The following is a 16,880-nucleotide window of genomic DNA, read 5'->3' as shown; positions in this document are numbered from 1 at the left end:
TAGCGTCCGAATCAGGGCATTCCATTCGAAGCCTTGTAACTGGCCGCGTACGTCGGCACGTACTCCTGGCCGGACAGCTCCTGGATGGCCGCCATGATCTCGTCGGTCACCCGCCGCCGGTCACGCGCGCTGGTGTGGTCGCCGGTGAAGCGCATCGGCGCGCCGATGGAGATGCCGATCCGCGCCGGCCTGGGCACCTTCGCCCCGTACGGCAGGACCTTGTCGGTGCCGCTGAGCGCCACCGGCAGCACCGGGGCACCCGTCTTGAGCGCCAGCCAGGCCACCCCGATCTTGCCGCGGTAGAGGCGGCCGTCGGGGGAGCGGGTGCCCTCGGGGTGGATGCCGAACAGCTCGCCCCGCTCCAGCAGGGCGGCGGCGTCGTCGAGCATGGCCTGCGCGGCGTGCGCGCTCTCCCGGTCGATCGGCAGGCTGCCGCCCAGCCGCATGAAGAACCCGGAGACGGGGTTGCCGTCGAAGTACTCGTTCTTGGCGGTGAACGTCACGTGCCTGGGCAGCAGCGCCGGCAGCAGGAACGAGTCGAGTACCGACAGGTGGTTGACGGCCAGGATCGCGGGCCCGCTCCTCGGAACGTAGGCCGCGCCCGAGATGTGCGGCCTGCACATCGCGTTCGTCAGCGGCGCGGCGGCGAACTTGACCACTTCGTACAGCAACGAGCTCTCCTGATCATCGGGTCTGCGGCCACCCCACCATAGATCAGGCGCCCCGCCGGTGCGGCGGGACGCCTGGGAAAAGCTGTTAAGGCCGATGTGGCGGTCGCCTCCTCGGCGAGGTGCACAACACGGCTCCAGCCGAACGGTATTCCGTGAAGGCGGTAATTTGCGGCCCGGGGGACACTAACCACATCGGCAATCTTGAGTTAAGCACACCGTCCGCCCCTGAAGGTAATCGCGCCTACCTCATGGGCCGCTCTTTACCGGATCACGTCCTGGTCCAGTGCGGCTGCGCCACGTCGAAGACCCGCTGCTCCCGCCCCCGCAACGCCACCTCGGCGAACTGCCACAGGATGGCCCCCGTCGGCGCGTGGATCACGATGGACGGCCCCAGCGGCATCTGCAGCAGCTCGCCCCGCCAGCGCGGCACCCCCGGCGCCAGGAACCGCTCCAGCGGCACCGCGTGCACCGAGGCCACCTCCCGCGGGTCCGGCACCGGCTCCTGACGGCCGCCGAACGCCACCACCGGAGTGATCACGAACCCCGAGTCGGTGACGAAGTCGTCGAGCAGCCCCGCCACCTCGACCCCCGTGACGCCGGTCTCCTCGGCCAGCTCGCGCAGCGCCGCCTCCTCCGGCCGCTCCCCGTCGTCGGCACGCCCGCCGGGCAGCGCCCACTGCCCCGGGTTCCGGCCGCGCGCCGCCCGCCTGATCACCACCACGTACGGGCCGCCACCGTCGTCCTCCAGCACGCACACCGTGACGCCGGCCCTGCGCACCCCACCGGCCGGTGGGACCTGCCTGCGCTCGAAGGCGGCCAGCCGGGCGGTGACCTGCTCGCGCAGCGTGTCGATCGGCGTCAGCATCCGTCCAGGATCTCACGCCGTGGTGCGCGGCAGCCGTACCTCCACGCGCGGCCCGCCCCCGGCGCGCGCCGGCGCCGTCACCAGCCCGTCGTGCGGGGGGCGGCGGCCGAACGGTTCGGCCTGGCCAGGGCCGGGGTGCAGGTGTGGGCGGGCGGGGGCCGCGTACCGTGAACCCGCGGGCGCCTTCACGAACCTGCTGCTCGGGCTGTTCCCGGCGATGCGTGCCGCCCGCCTGTCGCCCACCGTGGCGCTGGCCACCGCCTCAGGGCTCTACCTCGGGGTGAGCAGGATGCTGAGGAGCGTGCCGAGCAGCATCCCCGCGCCTGCGGCGATGGCGGCCCACCGGCCCAGGGGCTCGCCGCGGGCATGACCCACGACGCCCAGCACGACCCCGGCCAGCCCGAACAGGACCGGCAGGTAGAGCACGGCCACCGCGCCGCAGACGAACCCGATGACCGACGGCACCTGATCCAGCACCCGCGGCCCCCGCGCTATCGGCGCCATCACCCCCTGCGGCCGCCCGCCCGCACCATCCGCCCCAGCGATGCCGCCCCGGTGTCCTGCATCGCCGGCGCTGGGAGGGCCGCTGGGCTCGGACGTGCCGCTGGGTTCGGGCGCGCCGGCTGTGGCGAGCGGGTCGCTCGTATGAGGCGCGCTACCTGCGGTGAGCGGCTCGCTCTGGTCGGGGGTGCTGCCTGGGGTGAGCGGGTGGCTCTGGCCGGGTGTGTCGCTGGTGGCAGGCCGGTCGCCCGGGGTGGGGGAGGAGGACACGCGCGGGCTCCTCTCGGAGGGTGCACACATCACACACCGGACGGAAGCCGCATGTCGAGAAATATGCCCATCTCAGGATGGGCGGGCGAGCTGTGGCGGAAGGGGCCGGGCGTGCACGACGTCGAGCCGGGAGACGGCCCGGGTGAGGGCGACGTACAGGCGGTTGAGACCCCGCCGCTCCGCCTCGGCGATGGCCGCCGGCTCGGCCACGACGACGTGGTCGTACTCCAGGCCCTTGCACATCGAGGCGGGCATGACGCTGAGCCGCCCGCTCACGTCGAGACCCTCGTTCCAGAGTGCGGCGCTGATCGCCTCCACGCCGGCGTCCGCCGCGATCACCCCGATCGAGCCCTCGAACCCGGACGCCTCCCGCACCGCCTCCACCACCCCCTTCTCCAGCACGGGCACCTCCATCACCCGCAGCCGCCCGTCGGAGCGGTACGAGCGCGTCGCGGGCACCTCCACCTCCAGCGCCGCCAGCAGCGTGTTGGCCAGCTCCACCACGGCCGCCGGGACGCGGAACCCGGTGGTGAGCGCGATGACCTCGCCTCCGGGCTTGCCGAGCAGCTCCAGACGTTCGGGCCAGGACGACGCCGCCCACGGCGTGGTGCCCTGCGCCAGGTCGCCGAGCACGGTCAGCGAGCCGTGCTCGCTACGCCTGGCGACCGCCCGGCACTCCATGGGCGACAGGTCCTGGGCCTCGTCCACGATCACGTGGCCGTAGCCGCGCGGGCGCTCGATCAGCGCGCCGAGCTCGTCCAGCAGCACCAGGTCGGCCGCCGACCACTTCGCGCTCCTGACGCTGCGCGGCGGCCTGCTCCAGGTCAGGGCCGCGCGCTCGGCGTCCGTCAGCAGGCCGCGCGCGGGGTCGCGGCCGTCCGGTGCGGGGCCGCGCAGCAGCTCGTACAGGACCTCCTGCGGCTTGGCGGACGGCCAGATCCGGTCGAGCCACGGGGTGACGCCGCGGCCGATCCTGCGCAGCCAGGGCGCGGTGGCGGTCTGCCCGCGGGCCTCGGCCTGGCGGCGGATGGACTCGACCACCCGTGCCCTGACGCGTTCGCGGCCGGTGCCGTAGGGCAGGGACTCGCGCCGGGTGTCGTCCACGATGCGGCGCAGCTCGTCCTCGTACACCCGCCACCGGAAGGAGCCGTCGGGCACCGCGACCGGCTCGACCGGCTTGGCGATCCGCCCGTACAGGGCCCTGCGCAGCACCCGCGCCATGCGGGCGTCGTGCTTGACCTCGGCCGTCGCCTCGCCGTCCACCGCCGTGACGGGGACGGTGGCCAGCAGCCGTTCCAGCGTCGTCTGCTCGACGTCCACCTCGCCGAGCGCCGGCAGCACGGCCGAGATGTAGCCCAGGAAGGCCCGGTTGGGCCCGAGCACGAGCACGCCGGCGCGCTGGAGGCGCCGGCGGTGGGCGTAGAGCAGGTACGCGGCCCGGTGCAGGCCGACCGCCGTCTTGCCGGTGCCGGGGGCGCCCTGGACGCAGATGGAGGTGTCCAGCTCGGCGCGGACGAGGTCGTCCTGCTCGGGCTGGATGGTGGCGACGATGTCGCGCATGGGCCCGACGCGGGGGCGCTCGATCTCGGCCGCGAGGATCCTGCTCTCGCCCTCCTCCCCGCGCGAGAGCCGCTCGTCCTCGAAGCCGGTGAGGGTGGTGCCCGACCAGCCGAAGCGGCGACGTACGTCCACGCCCTGCGGATCGCGGGCACTGGCCCGGTAGAAGGCGCGCGAGACCGGCGCACGCCAGTCGATCACGACGGGCGGGCCGCCGGGCTCGCCGCTGATGTGCCGGCGGCCGATGTGGTACGCCCGCCCCGCGTGCTCGGCGGAGCCCGGCCCGAAGTCCAGCAGCCCGAAGAACGGCGGGCCCTCGGGCTCCTCGCTCAGCTCCTTGGCCAGGCTCTTGAGATGCCGGCCCAGGCGTTCGGCGCTGTAGCGGTCGCCGGCCACGGTCTCACCGACGATGACGTTGTCCCGCGCGCCCTCCAGCATCCTGCGCAGGCCGGCCCTGCAGCGTTCGACGTACTCCCGCTCGTCGTCGAGCGTGGCCATCACACCCCCCAGAAGTGTTAACTCGGTTAAGAACTTAACCAGGTTAACACTTTGCTAGAGTGTGCTCATGACGGGACTGCGGGAGCTGCAACGGCAGCGCGTGCACGAGGCCATCTCCACCGCGGCCATCACGCTCTTCCTGGAGCACGGCTTCGACGAGGTGTCCGTCGCGCAGGTCGCGGCGGCGGCCGGGGTGTCCAAGCCGACACTGTTCAAGTACTTCGCCACCAAGGAGGACCTCGTCCTGCACCGGATCGCCGACCACCTCGGCGAGTCGGCCCGGGTGGTGCGGGAGCGGGCCCCGGGCGAGCGGCCGGTCGAGGCGCTGCGCCGCCACTTCCTCGACGGCCTGGCCCGGCACGACCCGATCACCGGGCTCAACGACGACCCCGAGGTGGTGGCCTACCACCGCATGGTGTTCTTCGAGGCGCCCAGCCTGCTGGGGCGGCTCCACCAGCACATGGCGCGCGACGAGGAGGCCCTGGCCGGGGCGCTCGCGGAGACGGCCGACGAGCTGACGGCGCGGCTGCTGGCCGGGCAGGTGGTGGCCACGCAACGGGTGCTCGCCCGGCGCAACTGGCAACTGCTCGCGGACGGGCGGCCGATGGCGGAGGTCGAGGTGGAAGCGGTGCGCGCGGCGGAGCAGGGTTTCGGAATGCTGACTGCCTGATTTCGTGGCGCATTTTCAGTATCGGCCCGATTTCGCGGCTGGCGAATATGGCGAGGCCGGGGGAGTTTAACCAGGTGAGAGGGGGTGTAGTTGTTATCCTGACAACCTCTTCACGAATTGCAAATTTATGCAATTTGGGACAAGCCGGGGTTGTCTTTACCAAGAAGGAGTGGTGGTGAACGGACCTTTCATGTGTATGCACGGTCACCGTACCGATTCGATCGGTGACACAACGTGACGGGCGTGATGGTCGCGGGCTGGGGACGCCTGCGGTCGGTGCTGCCCGAACGGGCAGCGCTCGCCGCCATGCGCGACCAGCCCCGCAACAACCTGCTGGCCGGCCTCACCGTGGCGATCGTCGCGCTGCCGCTGGCACTCGGGTTCGGCGTCTCCTCCGGCCTCGGAGCCGCCTCCGGCCTGGCCACCGCGGTGGTCGCCGGATCGCTGGCCGCGCTGTTCGGCGGCTCGGCGCTGCAGGTGTCGGGCACCAGCGGCGCGATGACCGTCGTGCTCATGCCCATCATGAGCGACCACGGCGCCTCCGGCGTGCTCACCGTCGGGCTGCTGGCGGGAACGCTGCTCGTCATGCTCGCCCTGGCGCGGGCCGGACGTTACATGTCCCTGGTCCCCGCGCCCGTCGTGGCCGGCTTCACCGTCGGCATGGCCGGCGTCATCGGCCTGCAGCAGTTCCCGCACGCGCTCGGCGTCCCGGCGCACGACAGCGACAAGGTCGCGGTCGTGGCCTGGCACGCCGTGATCGACTTCCTGGCCAGGCCGCACTGGTGGGCCATGTCGGTCACCTTCATCGTGGCGGCGGCGCTGCTGGTGGGCGCGAGCCTGCGGCCGAACGTGCCGTTCTCGCTGCTGGCCGTGGTCGCCGTCACCCTCGGCGCGGAGCTGGCCGAGCTGCCCCTGGCCAGGATCGGCCACCTGCCACAGGGGCTGCCCGCACCGTCGCTGGGCTTCCTCGACCTCGACGTGCTGCCGTCCCTCATCGCCCCCGCCATCGCGGTGGCCGCGCTGGCCTCGATGGAGTCGCTGCTGTCGGCCACCGTCGCCGACAACATGACCGGACGGCACCGGCACGACCCCGACAGGGAGCTGTTCGGCCAGGGCATCGCCAACCTCGTCACCCCGCTGTTCGGCGGCATGCCCGGCACCGGTGCCATCGTCAGGACCGCCGTCAACGTCCGCTCCGGGGCGACCTCCCGGCTCGCGGCGCTGGCCCACGCGCTGATCCTGGGCGCCATCGTCTACACCGCCGCCGGGCTGGTCTCCAAGATCCCGCTCGCCGCGCTGGCCGGGGTGCTGCTGGCGACCTCCGTCCGCATGATCGAGCGCGACTCCGTACGCGCCATGTGGCGCTCGACCAGGAGCGACGCGGCGGTGCTCGTGCTGACCGCCGTCGCCACGCTGACCCTCGACACCGTTCTGGCCATCATCCTCGGCCTGATCGTCGCGGGGGCGCTGGCGCTGCGGGCGATCGCGCGGAACGTGCGCTTCTACCGGGAGCCGCTCCGCCACGACCTGCAACCGCAGCACACCGAGGACGAGCACGCCCTGCTCGCCGAGCACATCGTCACCTACCGGCTGGACGGGCCGCTGTTCTTCGCCGCGGCCCACCGGCTGCTGATGGATCTGTCCGAGGTGACGGGCGTGTCCGTGGTGGTGCTGCGCATGCGCCTGGTCAGCACCATCGACGCCAGCGGGGCGAAGGTGCTCTCCGACACCATCGAACGGCTCGAAGGGCGCGGGGTCATGGTGTACGTGTCGGGCATCCCCGACGGGCACCATCAGCCGCTGGAGGCGCTCGGGGTGATCGCCCGGCTGGACCAGGCCGGTCAGGTGTTCGCCACGACCGACGAGGCCATCGCGGCGGCCCGCGAACGCCTGCACAGCTCCGGCATCGTGCCCCGCCTCGCGGGCTGACCCCCGCATCCGACCGCTCCGGCCCGGCCACCCGCCCGCGCCGGAGCGGCATCGCCGCACTTCGGAGAGGTCACTTGCAGAACGCGCCGCGGCGGCCTCGCCGGGCGGGTGGTCAGGCCAGGGGGCGGGCGGACGGGAGGCGGAGGCGGTCGACGGCCTCGCGGCGGGTGCGCTCGGGGCGCCGGTCGTAGCGGGCCGTGGTGGCCGGCGAGGCGTGCCCCACGAGGGCCTGCGCCGTGGCCAGGTCCACCCCGGCGTCCAGCAGCTCGCCGATGAACGTGCGGCGGAAGTCGTGCGCCGTGCGCCGCGCCGCCCCCGCCTCCCCGAACCGCCGGGTCAGGATGTCGGCGATGCCCTGCCCGGTCAGCCCCACCGGCCGCCCGTCACGCGTACGCAGCCGCCCCGCCTTGCTGATCGGGCTGAACAGCGCGCCGGGCCCGCCGCCGCGCACCGCCAGCCACCGCTCCACCAGCCCGATCGCGTCCGTCGTCAGGTAGACCAGGCGCTCCTTGTCACGCTTGCCGCGTACCCGCAGCGACCGCGACCCCGGATCGTAGTCGGCCAGCGCCAGCCCGCCGAGCTCGGCCCGCCGGCAGCCGGTCGAGTACAGCACGGCGATCAGCGCCGCGTCGCGCACCCCGGCGGGCGAGTCGTCGCACGCCGACAGCGCCGCCCCCACCACCTCGGGCGGCACGTGGTGCCCGGCGGGCAATCTGCTCTGCCGCACCGGGGCCAGGTCGGAGGCGCGGGCGAGGTCCTCGGCGCTGGTCTGCCCCAGCCGCCACGCCTCCTTCAGCACCCGGCGCAGCGCCACCAGGTGCTTGTTCACGTACGCCGCCGACCATCCCTGGTCGGTGAGCAGCGTACGGATCCGCACGGTGTGCTCGTACCGCAGCAGGTGCCACGGCTGCCCCGCCCCCGTCGCGCTGTCGTCACCGGTCAGCAGCCGGGCCAGCCGGTCGAGACAGCCGCGCATCGTGCGCCGCGACTCGGGGCTGGTCAGGGAGTCGAGGTAGACGTGGTACGGGTCACGCGCCGGCTCGACCGGCAGCGCCCCCGGCACGGAAACGGCGGGCAGGCTCACCCTGACGATCTTAGAAGGGTCAGGGCGAGCCCGCCCAGGCCGCCGCTCAGAAGGGGCCGGTCAGCTCGCCCAGCTTGTCGGTCAGCTCCAGGTTGGCGGAGTAGTCCACCGGCACCGCGATCACCGACACCACGTCGTCGGCCAGCGCCTTGCGCAGCGTCGGGAGCAACTCGTCCGCGCTCTCGATCCGGTAGCCGCGCGCCCCGAAGCTCTCGGCGTACTTCACGAAGTCGGGGTTGCCGAAGGAGACGTTGGAGTCGCGGCCCAGCTCCAGGTCCATCTTCCACTCGATCAGCCCGTACGCGTCGTCCACCCACACCAGCACCACGAACGGGACCCGCTCCCGCACGGCGGTCTCCAGCTCCTGCGAGTTCATCAGGAACGCCCCGTCGCCCGTGGCCGCCAGCACCCGCCGCCGCGGGTACGCGAGCTTGGCCGCCAGCGCGCCCGGCACGGCGAACCCCATCGACGACAGCCCGTTGGAGACCAGCATCGTGTTCGGCTCGTACGTCGGATACATGCGGGCCATCCACATCTTCACCGCGCCCGTGTCGGCCAGCACGATGTCCTCGCGCCCCATGGCCTCGCGGATGTCGGCCACCACCCGGCGCGGCGACAGCGGGAAACCGCCCTCAGAACGCCCCTGCTCCAGCTCCTCCCGGAGCAGGCGGCGGACCTTCTCGCCGGTGCCGTTGATCTCGAACCGCCGGTGCACGGCGTCCGCCAGCACGTGCAGCGACCGCGAGATGTCGCCGTGCACGCCGACCGCCACCGGGTAGTGGTCGTCCACCTCGGCGGGGAACCGGTGAATGTGGATGATCTTCTTGTCCCGCTCCGGGTTGATCTTGACCGGGTCGAACTCCTGCAGCTCGTACCCGACGCTGATCAGCACGTCCGCCTCGTCGAAGCCGAAGTTCACGTAGTCGTGCCGCATGAAGCCCACCGCGCCCAGCGCGTGCCGGTGGTCGTCGGGGAAGACCCCCTTGCCGTTGAACGTGGTCGCCACCGGCAGCCCCAGCCGCTCGGAGAACCGGACGAGCGCCTGCGCGGCCCCCGCGCGGGTCGCGCCGTGCCCGGCCAGCACGATCGGCCTGCGCGCGGTGGCCAGGATGTCGGCGGCGCGGGCGATCTGGGCGGGGGAGGGGTCCTGGGGGCGGACCACGTTCACCGGGAGCGGGCGCAGGCCGCCGGGGACGGGCGCTGACTCGACGTCCTCGGGGATGGCCAGGTAGACGGCGCCCGGCCGTTCGGTCTGGGCGGTCTTGAACGCCTTGCGGATCAGCTCGGGCAGTGCCCGCGCGGAGGGGGCCAGCTCCGACCACTTGGTGATCGGGCGGAACAGCGACACCAGGTCCACCACCTGGTGCGACTCCTTGTAGATGCGGTCGAGCCCGACCTGTGCCGTGATCGCCACCACCGGCGTGCTGTTGGTGGTGGCGTCGGCCACGCCGAGCTGCAGGTTGATCGCCCCCGGCCCGAGGGTGGCCGAGGCCACGCCCGCCTTGCCGGTCAGCCTGCCGTAGATCTCCGCCATGAACGCCGCGCCCTGCTCGTGACGGACGAGCACGTACCGGATCGAGGAGTCCTTGAGCGCGTCGACGAAGTGGATGTTCTCCTCGCCCGGGATGCCGAAGACGTACTCGACGCCCTCCGCCTCCAGAGCCTGCACGATGAGCCGGGCCGCGTCGGCCTGCGCTGCCATGCGAAACGCCTTCTTCCATGAACGACTGCACTCGGTGGAGCGCGGAAGGGAGGACATTCATTCCGGGGCAGGAGAACAGGTCCGTAAAGATGTCACGAATCGTGCCCGTCATCCGGTCGTACTTCCGAAGTGCTATCGCCGACGCGGTCAGAAGGAACACGAGATGCATGCGCTGGAGAACAGGATCGCCACGTCAGTCCTGGTGATCGGCACGGGAGGGGCCGGGCTGAGGGCCGCGATCGAGCTGGCGGAGCGCGGGGTCGGCGTGCTGGCCGTGGGCAAGCGGCCGAAGGCGGACGCGCACACGACGCTGGCGGCGGGCGGCATCAACGCCGCGCTGGCCACGATGGATCCCGAGGACACCTGGCAGCAGCACGCGGCGGACACCCTCAAGGAGAGCTACCTGCTCGCCCACCCGGAGACGGTGCGCATCGTCGCCGAGGGCGCCGCGCGCGGCATCGAGGACCTGGAGCGGTACGGGATGCCGTTCGCGCGGGAGGAGGACGGGCGCATCTCCCTGCGCTTCTTCGGCGCCCACAGCTACCGGCGCACCGCCTACGCCGGCGACTACACCGGGCTGGAGATCCAGCGCACCCTGATCAACCGGGCGGCCCAGCTCGACATCCCCGTCCTCGACACCGTGTACGTCACGCGCCTGCTGGTCCGCGACGGCACGGTGTTCGGCGCGTACGGGTTCGACCTGGCCGACGGCAGCCGGTACGTCATCCACGCCGACGCGGTGATCCTGGCCACCGGCGGGCACACCCGGATCTGGCGGCGGACCTCCTCGCGGCGCGACGAGAACACCGGCGACTCCTTCCGCCTGGCGGTCCTGGCCGGCTGCCGCATCCGGGACGCCGAGCTGGTGCAGTTCCACCCGTCGGGCCTGATCGCGCCCGAGAGCGCGGCCGGCACGCTCGTCTCGGAAGCGGCCAGGGGCGAGGGCGGGATCCTGCGCAACGGGCTCGGCGAGCGCTTCATGGAGCGGTACGACCCGGAGCGGATGGAGCTGTCCACGCGGGACCGGGTCTCGCTGGCCGCGTACACCGAGATCAAGCAGGGCCGCGGCACCCCGGCGGGCGGCGTCTGGCTGGACGTGTCGCACCTGCCGCGCGAGACGATCATGACCCGGTTGCCCCGCGTCTACCAGACGCTGCTGGAGCTGCAGATGCTCGACATCACCAGGCAGCCGATCGAGATCGCGCCGACCGCGCACTACTCGATGGGCGGCGTCTGGGTGCGCCCCGAGGACCACGGCACCGGGGTCGGCGGCCTGTACGCGATCGGCGAGGCGGCCAGCGGCCTGCACGGCGCCAACCGGCTCGGCGGCAACTCGCTCATCGAGCTGCTGGTCTACGGCCGCCTCGCCGGGCAGGCGGCGGCCGAGCACTCCGCGGGCCTGGAGGAACACCGCCGCTCGGCCGAGGCGGTCGAGGCGGCTCGGGCGGAGGTGGACGAGCTCCTGGCGGCCGACGGCCCCGAGAACGTGCGGGCGCTGCAACGCGCGCTGCGCGACGTCATGACCGAGCACGCGGGCGTGGTGCGCGACGAGAGCGGCCTGCTGAAGGGCCTGGAGGAGCTGGCCGCCGTGGAGGCACGCATGGCCGACGTGGGCGTGCACCCGGACCTGGCCGGCTTCCAGGACCTGGCGCACGCCTTCGACCTGAAGTCGGCGGCGCTCGCCGCGCGCGCCACGATCGAGTCCGCGCTGGAGCGGCGCGAGACCCGCGGCTGCCACAACCGCTCCGACTACCCGCGGCTCGACCCCGAGCTGCAGGTCAACCTCGTGTGGTCCGGCCCCGGAGCGGTGGAACGCGAGCCGATCCCGCCGGTTCCCGCGGCGATCGCGGCGCTCATGCGCGAGGTCTCGACCGCGGGAAAGCTCGTCGAATAGCCGGTGACCGGCAACGCAACTGGAGAGGAACGACCGCGATGACCCCTGTGACCGTAGGCGTGGACGACTCCGAGGACGGCCTGCGGGCCGTGGAGTGGGCCGCCGCCGAGGCCGGACGCCGGCAGCGGCCGCTGCACATCGTGCACGCCTTCATCTGGCCCCTGCTCAACGTGCCCCTGGGGCCCGCGCCGGGAGGGCCGCGGGAAGGCGGCCTTCGGCACGCCGCCGAACGGGTCCTGGACACCGCCCGAGCCCGCGCGCGGGCCGTCGCACCCCAGGTCGAGGTGACGACCGCGCTGCCCGAGGGCGAGCCGGTGGGCGCGCTGCTGCACCACTCGCGCGAGGCGGAGCTGCTCGTCGTGGGCAGTCGCGGGCTCGGCCAGGTCGGGGGCCTGCTGCTGGGCTCGGTCGGCGCCCGGCTCGCGGCCGAGGCCGCCTGCCCCCTCGTCGTCGTACGCGGCTCCGCTCAGCCGGGCGGCCCCGTGGTGGTGGGCGTCGCCGACCCCGGCGAGAGCGAGGACCTGCTCGCCTTCGCCTGCGCGCACGCCGCCAGGACCGCCGACCCCCTCCTGCTGGCCCACGCCGGCACGGGCGGACCGGCGGACCGGAGCCACCCGCCCCTGCCCGAGGAGGACCTGGCCCGGTGGCGCAAACGGTTCCCCACGGTCACGATCGACCAGGAGACCCTGGCAGGACACCCGGGCAAGGCGCTGACGCACGCCGCCGCGCAGGCGTCCCTGCTCGTGGTCGGCTCGCACCACCGCCACGAGCTCGGCGCGCTGCTGCACGGCTCGGTCAGCCAGAACGTGCTGCACCACGCCGGCTGCCCGGTGGCGATCATCCGGGTCGGCGGATGAGGCCGGGAAAAATTTCCCGGCAGCCGTCACGAGCGAGCGGGGCTGTCCGGTCTTAGCTGGCGACCGGGTGGCAACGAGGTGACCCGGCGGACGGAGAGAGGAATCCGCATGAAGATCGTGGTGATCGGCGGCACCGGCCTGATCGGGTCGAAGCTGGTGGCGAAGCTGGGCGAGCACGGCCACGAGGCCGTCGCGGCCGCGCCGAACACCGGTGTGAACACCCTCACCGGGGAAGGCCTGGCCGAGGTGCTGGAAGGCGCGCAGGTGGTCGTCGACGTGTCGAACTCGCCGTCGTTCGAGCGGGCCGCGGTGCTGAAGTTCTTCGAGACCTCCACCGGCAACCTGCTGGCGGCCGAGAAGGCGGCGGGCGTGGGCCACCACGTCGCGGTGTCGATCGTGGGCACGGAGCGGATGCCGGAGAACGGGTACTTCGCGGCGAAGATCGCCCAGGAGCAGCTGATCGAGAAGTCGGGGGTGCCGTTCTCGCTGGTGCACTCGACGCAGTTCTTCGAGTTCGCCCGCGGCATCGCCGACGAGGCCACCGTGGACGGCAAGGTGCACATCGCACCGGTGCTGTTCCAGCCGATCGCGGGCGACGACGTGGCCCAGGCCGTCGGCAGGACCGCGGTGGGCACGCCGCTGAACGGCAGGGTCGAGATCGCCGGGCCCCAGCAGTACCGGATGGACGAGTTCTTCCGCAAGGCGCTGGCCGCCTGGGGCGACACCCGCGAGGTCGTCACCGACCCGCACGCGCGCTACTTCGGCAGCGAGGTGACCGAGCGGTCGCTCGTCCCGCTCGACGACCAGGCCGTCCTGGGCACGGTCACCTACCGCGACTGGCTCGACCGCTCCGGCTCGGGCAAGTAGGTGTGACCGCACCGGCGATGGTCGCCGAGTTCGACGAGGTCGCCGGCTGGACCGCCGAGGCCGTCGAGCAACTCGGACGACGGCATGCCATCCCGGCCACCTGCCGAGGCAGCGCGAGCCCGGCCGCGCTGGCCTGGCTGGCCGAGGCGTGCGAGCTGTCCCCCGGCATGACACTGCTGGACGTGGGCGCCGGCGCGGGCGGCCCGGCGGCCTGGGCCGCCGAACGGTTCGGGGTCCGGCCGATCCTGCTGGAGCCGATGCCGGCCGCGGGCCGGGCGGCCTCCCGGCTGTTCGGGCTGCCGGTCATCGCGGGCGACGGCAGGCGGATTCCGCTGCGTACGGGGTCGGCCGACGCCGCCTGGTGCCTCGGGGTGCTGTGCACCGTGCGGGACAAGGCCGCGGTGCTCGGGGAGATCCATCGGGTGCTGAAGCCCGGAGCCTCGCTGGGGCTGCTGGTGGTCGTCGCCCGGGGCCGGCGGACGCTGCCCGCTCCGGACGGCAACCACTTCCCGACCCTGCCGGAGCTGCGCGCGCTGCTCGCCGGCGCCGGGTTCGAGCTCGTCGAGCAGGCCGGGCTGCCCGGCCGGGCGCCGCTGTCCTGGTCGCGGCGGGCCGAGCAGGTGGCGGCGGTCGTCGCCACCCGCCACCGGGCCCATCCGGCCTACGCGCTGGCGGCCCACCAGGGTGAGCGCTTCACCCACCTGTTCGCGTCCGGCCAGATCAGCGTGCAACTGATCCACGCGGTCAGCCGGACGTCCACCCAAGCCACCCATGGAGGAATGATGAGCACCGGCGAGGACGACTTCCTGCACGAGCTGGAGATCGAGGTCGAGGCGGAGGTGAGCCTGGTCGAGGCCAGCCGCCCGGAGGAGGTCGCCGGCCTGCCGGTCACCGAGTGGCTGTTCGACCCGGCGGACGCCGAACGCGAGAAGATCGGCCTGCGGGGCCTGCTCGACGCGGTCGAGGTGCTGGAGGACGGCCGGCGGCCGGACGACCATGTCGCGTGAGGCGCGTATCGACACGCTCGGCAGCCTCCGGGAGCACCTGCAGTGGGCGATCGAGCTGGAGCACGCGACACTGCCGCCGTACCTGTGCGCGCTGTACTCGCTGGACCCGGAGCGTAACCCGGAGGCCGCGAACATCGTGAGCAGCGTCTTCGCCGAGGAGATGCTGCACCTGGCCCTGGCCGCCAACCTGCTGAACGCCGTCGGCGGCCGGCCACTGCTGGACTCGCCGCGGATGCTCCCGCCCCATCCGCGGCGCCTGCCTCACGGCGACAGGTCCCTGGAGCTGTCGCTGGTCCCCTTCGGCGCGGAGGCGCTGGAGATGTTCCTGCGCCTGGAACGGCCGGCGCCGCCGGGCGCCGCGCCGGAGGACGACGACTACGAGACGATCGGCCAGTTCTACGCCGCGATCGAGCAGGGGCTGCGCCACCTGTGCGACCGGCTCGGCGAGCGGGCGGTCTTCTCCGGCGACCCGGCCCGCCAGGTGCACGCCGGCCACTTCCGGCACACCGCCGGCCGCCTCGTCGCGGTCCACGACCTGAAGTCGGCGCTGGCGGCGCTGGAGGAGATCGTCGAGCAGGGCGAGGGCAACTCCCACGGCGAGGTCTGGGACGGCGACAAGGACGTCTTCCACCCCGAACGGGACGAGGTCGCCCACTACTACCGGTTCCAGGAGCTCAAGTCCGGCCGGCGCTACCGGCGCGGCGACACCCCGGAGTCAGGGCCCACCGGCGAGCCGATCACGGTCGATCCGGCAGGCGTGCGCCCGATGCCGCCCAACCCGCGCCCGGCCGAGCCCGGCAGCCCGGTCCGCAGGGCCCAGGAGGAGTTCGACCACACCTACTGCGCCGTCCTGCACCTGCTGGAGCGGGCGTTCAACGGCAGCCCGAGGCTGCTCGCGGTCGCCACCGGCACCATGTACGCGCTCAAGGCCCAGGCCCTGGCGCTGATGGAGGCGGGCGCCGGCCCCGTCTTCGGTTACGTGGCGCCGGAACGCCGCGGGTGGAGCACCGGCGACGAGCGGCGCATCGTCGTCCTGCGCGACGGCCCGTACGTCGTGTACGGCGGCGTCCCGCTGCGCCGCAAGCGCAAGATCGTGTCCTCCGGGAACGACGCGCTGACCTGGAAGACCGGCGAGCCGCTGGAGACCGAGGACACCTACGCGCTGTGCCGGTGCGGCCACTCCGGCAGCAAGCCGTTCTGCGACGGGACGCACGCCGTGATCGGGTTCGACGGCACGGAGAGCCAGGTCATGCGCCCGTACCGGGAGCTGCAGCACGTGCACGACGGGGTCGGCATCTCGGCGCAGCGGGTGGGCGAGCTGTGCGTCCACGCCGCCTTCTGCATCGGCCGCACCAGGCCGATCGCCGCCATGCTCGCCGACACCGCCGACAGCGACGTGCGCTCGAACATCATGGGCCGCATCGACCACTGCCCCTCCGGCTCCTACAGCTACGCGCTCGAACGCGGCGGCGAGACGATCGAGGCCGACCTCCCGCAGGCCGTCTCGGTCCTGGAGGAGGAGAACGGGCTGGCGAGCGCGCTGTGGGTCACCGGCAAGGTGCCGGTCGTCCGGTCGGACGGCCTGCCGCTGGAGACCCGCAACCGGATGACGCTGTGCCGCTGCGGCCACTCCGGCAACAAACCGCTGTGCGACGGCACCCACCGGGAGATCGGTTTCCGCGAGGAACCCGCCCCGGCCACCACCAACCCCACCACGAAAGAAGGAACGACATCATGACCGAACAGCCCGTCGTCGTGCTGGTGCACGGCGCCTTCGCCGAATCGGCCTCCTGGAACCGGGTCATCACGCGCCTGCACCGTCACGGGCTGGAGGCGGTCGCGGTGGCCAACCCGCTGCGCGACGTCGAGGGTGACGCCGCGTACGTGCGCGACGTGATCGCCGGCCTCGGCCGCCCGGTCGTCCTGGTCGGCCACTCCTACGGCGGCATGGTCATCACCCAGGCGGCGGCCGGCGACCCGGCCGTGCGGGCCCTGGTCTACGTCGCCGCCTTCGCCCCGGAGCCGGGCGAGAGCGCCTTCCTGCTGTCGGCCAAGTTCGAGGGCAGCACGCTGGGGGAGGCGCTGGTCGCGTACCCGGTGGCGTCCGGCGGCAACGAGTTCCGCATCGACCCCGCCAAGTTCCACCACCAGTTCTGCGCCGACGTGGACGCCGGCGAGGCCGCGCTGATGGCCGCGACCCAGCGGCCGGTCACCGAGCGGGCGCTGCGGGACGAGCCGACGGTGGCCGAACCCGCCTGGCGCGGCATCCCGTCGTGGTTCGTGCACGGCGAGCGCGACCTGAACATCCCGGCGGCGGCACTGCGCTTCATGGCCGAGCGGGCCGGCTCGCGCGGCACCCGGGAGGTCGCCGGCGCCTCCCACGCGCTCGCCGCCTCCGAGCCCGACGCCGTGACGGAGACCATCATCGAGGCCGTCCGCACCACCGACGGCTGATCAGGGGGGAAACGCGGTCCGTGGCGTGAACAGCGCCCGGGCCGCGTTTTCGCG

15 protein-coding genes are annotated in these 16,880 nt (G+C 73.0%); 8 read left to right on the top strand and 7 right to left on the bottom strand.

Translation table 11 applies throughout. The features are described 5' to 3' along the window. Positions 1-11: 11 nt before the first annotated feature. The 5 genes from HD593_RS31150 to HD593_RS31130 form a co-directional block, all read right to left on the bottom strand. Positions 12-671, bottom strand: a complete 660-nt coding sequence (locus HD593_RS31150) for a lysophospholipid acyltransferase family protein (protein ID WP_246546802.1) — start codon at positions 669-671, stop codon at positions 12-14. Between the two features lie 268 nt (positions 672-939). Continuing rightward, entirely contained in the window at positions 940-1,536 is a 597-nt protein-coding gene (locus HD593_RS31145) for an NUDIX hydrolase (protein WP_185105548.1), read from the bottom strand. Positions 1,537-1,548: 12 nt separating this feature from the next. Then, the gene (locus tag HD593_RS31140) at positions 1,549-1,794 is read right to left on the bottom strand and encodes a hypothetical protein (RefSeq protein WP_185105547.1); all 246 of its coding nucleotides are present in this window, start codon (positions 1,792-1,794) and stop codon (positions 1,549-1,551) included. A gap of 12 nt (positions 1,795-1,806) precedes the next feature. Next, positions 1,807-2,307, bottom strand: coding sequence for a hypothetical protein (locus HD593_RS60510; RefSeq protein WP_221525078.1), 501 nt, complete (start codon positions 2,305-2,307; stop codon positions 1,807-1,809). A gap of 72 nt (positions 2,308-2,379) precedes the next feature. Continuing rightward, a complete protein-coding gene (locus HD593_RS31130) occupies positions 2,380-4,362 on the bottom strand; it encodes a HelD family protein (RefSeq protein ID WP_185105546.1) in 1,983 nt (660 codons plus the stop codon). Positions 4,363-4,429: 67 nt separating this feature from the next. On the opposite strand from HD593_RS31130, the gene HD593_RS31125 reads away from it, so the two are divergent. Further along, entirely contained in the window at positions 4,430-5,032 is a 603-nt protein-coding gene (locus tag HD593_RS31125; RefSeq protein WP_185105545.1) for a TetR/AcrR family transcriptional regulator, read from the top strand. A 234-nt stretch (positions 5,033-5,266) separates the two neighbouring features. Continuing rightward, positions 5,267-6,961 carry a SulP family inorganic anion transporter gene (locus HD593_RS31120; RefSeq protein WP_312903829.1) on the top strand — a complete coding sequence of 565 codons (1,695 nt, stop codon included), beginning with the start codon at positions 5,267-5,269 and terminating at the stop codon, positions 6,959-6,961. Positions 6,962-7,073: 112 nt separating this feature from the next. Here the strand turns inward: HD593_RS31120 and HD593_RS31115 are convergent, their stop codons facing one another. Both HD593_RS31115 and HD593_RS31110 read right to left on the bottom strand, forming a co-directional pair. Continuing rightward, positions 7,074-8,045, bottom strand: coding sequence for a tyrosine-type recombinase/integrase (locus tag HD593_RS31115; RefSeq protein ID WP_185105544.1), 972 nt, complete (start codon positions 8,043-8,045; stop codon positions 7,074-7,076). 46 nt (positions 8,046-8,091) lie between these two features. Then, on the bottom strand, positions 8,092-9,747 hold the full coding sequence (locus tag HD593_RS31110; RefSeq protein WP_185105543.1) for an acetolactate synthase large subunit: 1,656 nt from the start codon (positions 9,745-9,747) through the stop codon (positions 8,092-8,094). A 163-nt stretch (positions 9,748-9,910) separates the two neighbouring features. On the opposite strand from HD593_RS31110, the gene HD593_RS31105 reads away from it, so the two are divergent. From HD593_RS31105 to HD593_RS31080, 6 genes are all read left to right on the top strand, one after another. Then, positions 9,911-11,641, top strand: coding sequence for an L-aspartate oxidase (locus HD593_RS31105; RefSeq protein WP_185105542.1), 1,731 nt, complete (start codon positions 9,911-9,913; stop codon positions 11,639-11,641). Positions 11,642-11,679: 38 nt separating this feature from the next. Continuing rightward, positions 11,680-12,498 (top strand): universal stress protein, encoded by an 819-nt coding sequence (locus HD593_RS31100; protein WP_185105541.1) that lies wholly within the window; start codon positions 11,680-11,682, stop codon positions 12,496-12,498. Positions 12,499-12,606: 108 nt separating this feature from the next. After that, positions 12,607-13,365: an SDR family oxidoreductase gene (locus tag HD593_RS31095; RefSeq protein ID WP_185105540.1), complete on the top strand. Its 759-nt coding sequence runs from the start codon at positions 12,607-12,609 to the stop codon at positions 13,363-13,365. Positions 13,366-13,367: 2 nt separating this feature from the next. Next, positions 13,368-14,372: a class I SAM-dependent methyltransferase gene (locus HD593_RS31090; protein ID WP_185105539.1), complete on the top strand. Its 1,005-nt coding sequence runs from the start codon at positions 13,368-13,370 to the stop codon at positions 14,370-14,372. Continuing rightward, a complete protein-coding gene (locus HD593_RS31085; RefSeq protein ID WP_185105538.1) occupies positions 14,362-16,110 on the top strand; it encodes a ferritin-like domain-containing protein in 1,749 nt (582 codons plus the stop codon). The genes HD593_RS31090 and HD593_RS31085 overlap by 11 nt, the downstream gene beginning before the upstream one ends. Then, positions 16,107-16,826: an alpha/beta fold hydrolase gene (locus HD593_RS31080; RefSeq protein WP_185105537.1), complete on the top strand. Its 720-nt coding sequence runs from the start codon at positions 16,107-16,109 to the stop codon at positions 16,824-16,826. Before HD593_RS31085 ends, HD593_RS31080 begins: the two co-directional genes overlap by 4 nt. The last annotated feature ends 54 nt before the right edge of the window (positions 16,827-16,880 follow it).

Origin of the sequence: Nonomuraea rubra, from assembly GCF_014207985.1 — a bacterium.
GTDB classification, from domain to species: Bacteria; Actinomycetota; Actinomycetes; order Streptosporangiales; family Streptosporangiaceae; genus Nonomuraea; species Nonomuraea rubra.
The sequence above is the reverse complement of the archived record's forward strand: the minus strand, read 5'-3'. Positions and strand labels throughout refer to the sequence as shown.

Coding starts and splice junctions, on each gene's coding strand:
- HD593_RS31145 (WP_185105548.1), bottom strand. CDS start 1,536: ATGCTGACGCCGATCGACACGCTGCGCGAGCAGGTCACCGCCCGGCTG.
- HD593_RS31130 (WP_185105546.1), bottom strand. CDS start 4,362: ATGGCCACGCTCGACGACGAGCGGGAGTACGTCGAACGCTGCAGGGCC.
- HD593_RS31125 (WP_185105545.1), top strand. CDS start 4,430: ATGACGGGACTGCGGGAGCTGCAACGGCAGCGCGTGCACGAGGCCATC.
- HD593_RS31110 (WP_185105543.1), bottom strand. CDS start 9,747: ATGGCAGCGCAGGCCGACGCGGCCCGGCTCATCGTGCAGGCTCTGGAG.
- HD593_RS31105 (WP_185105542.1), top strand. CDS start 9,911: ATGCATGCGCTGGAGAACAGGATCGCCACGTCAGTCCTGGTGATCGGC.
- HD593_RS31100 (WP_185105541.1), top strand. CDS start 11,680: ATGACCCCTGTGACCGTAGGCGTGGACGACTCCGAGGACGGCCTGCGG.
- HD593_RS31095 (WP_185105540.1), top strand. CDS start 12,607: ATGAAGATCGTGGTGATCGGCGGCACCGGCCTGATCGGGTCGAAGCTG.
- HD593_RS31085 (WP_185105538.1), top strand. CDS start 14,362: ATGTCGCGTGAGGCGCGTATCGACACGCTCGGCAGCCTCCGGGAGCAC.
- HD593_RS31080 (WP_185105537.1), top strand. CDS start 16,107: ATGACCGAACAGCCCGTCGTCGTGCTGGTGCACGGCGCCTTCGCCGAA.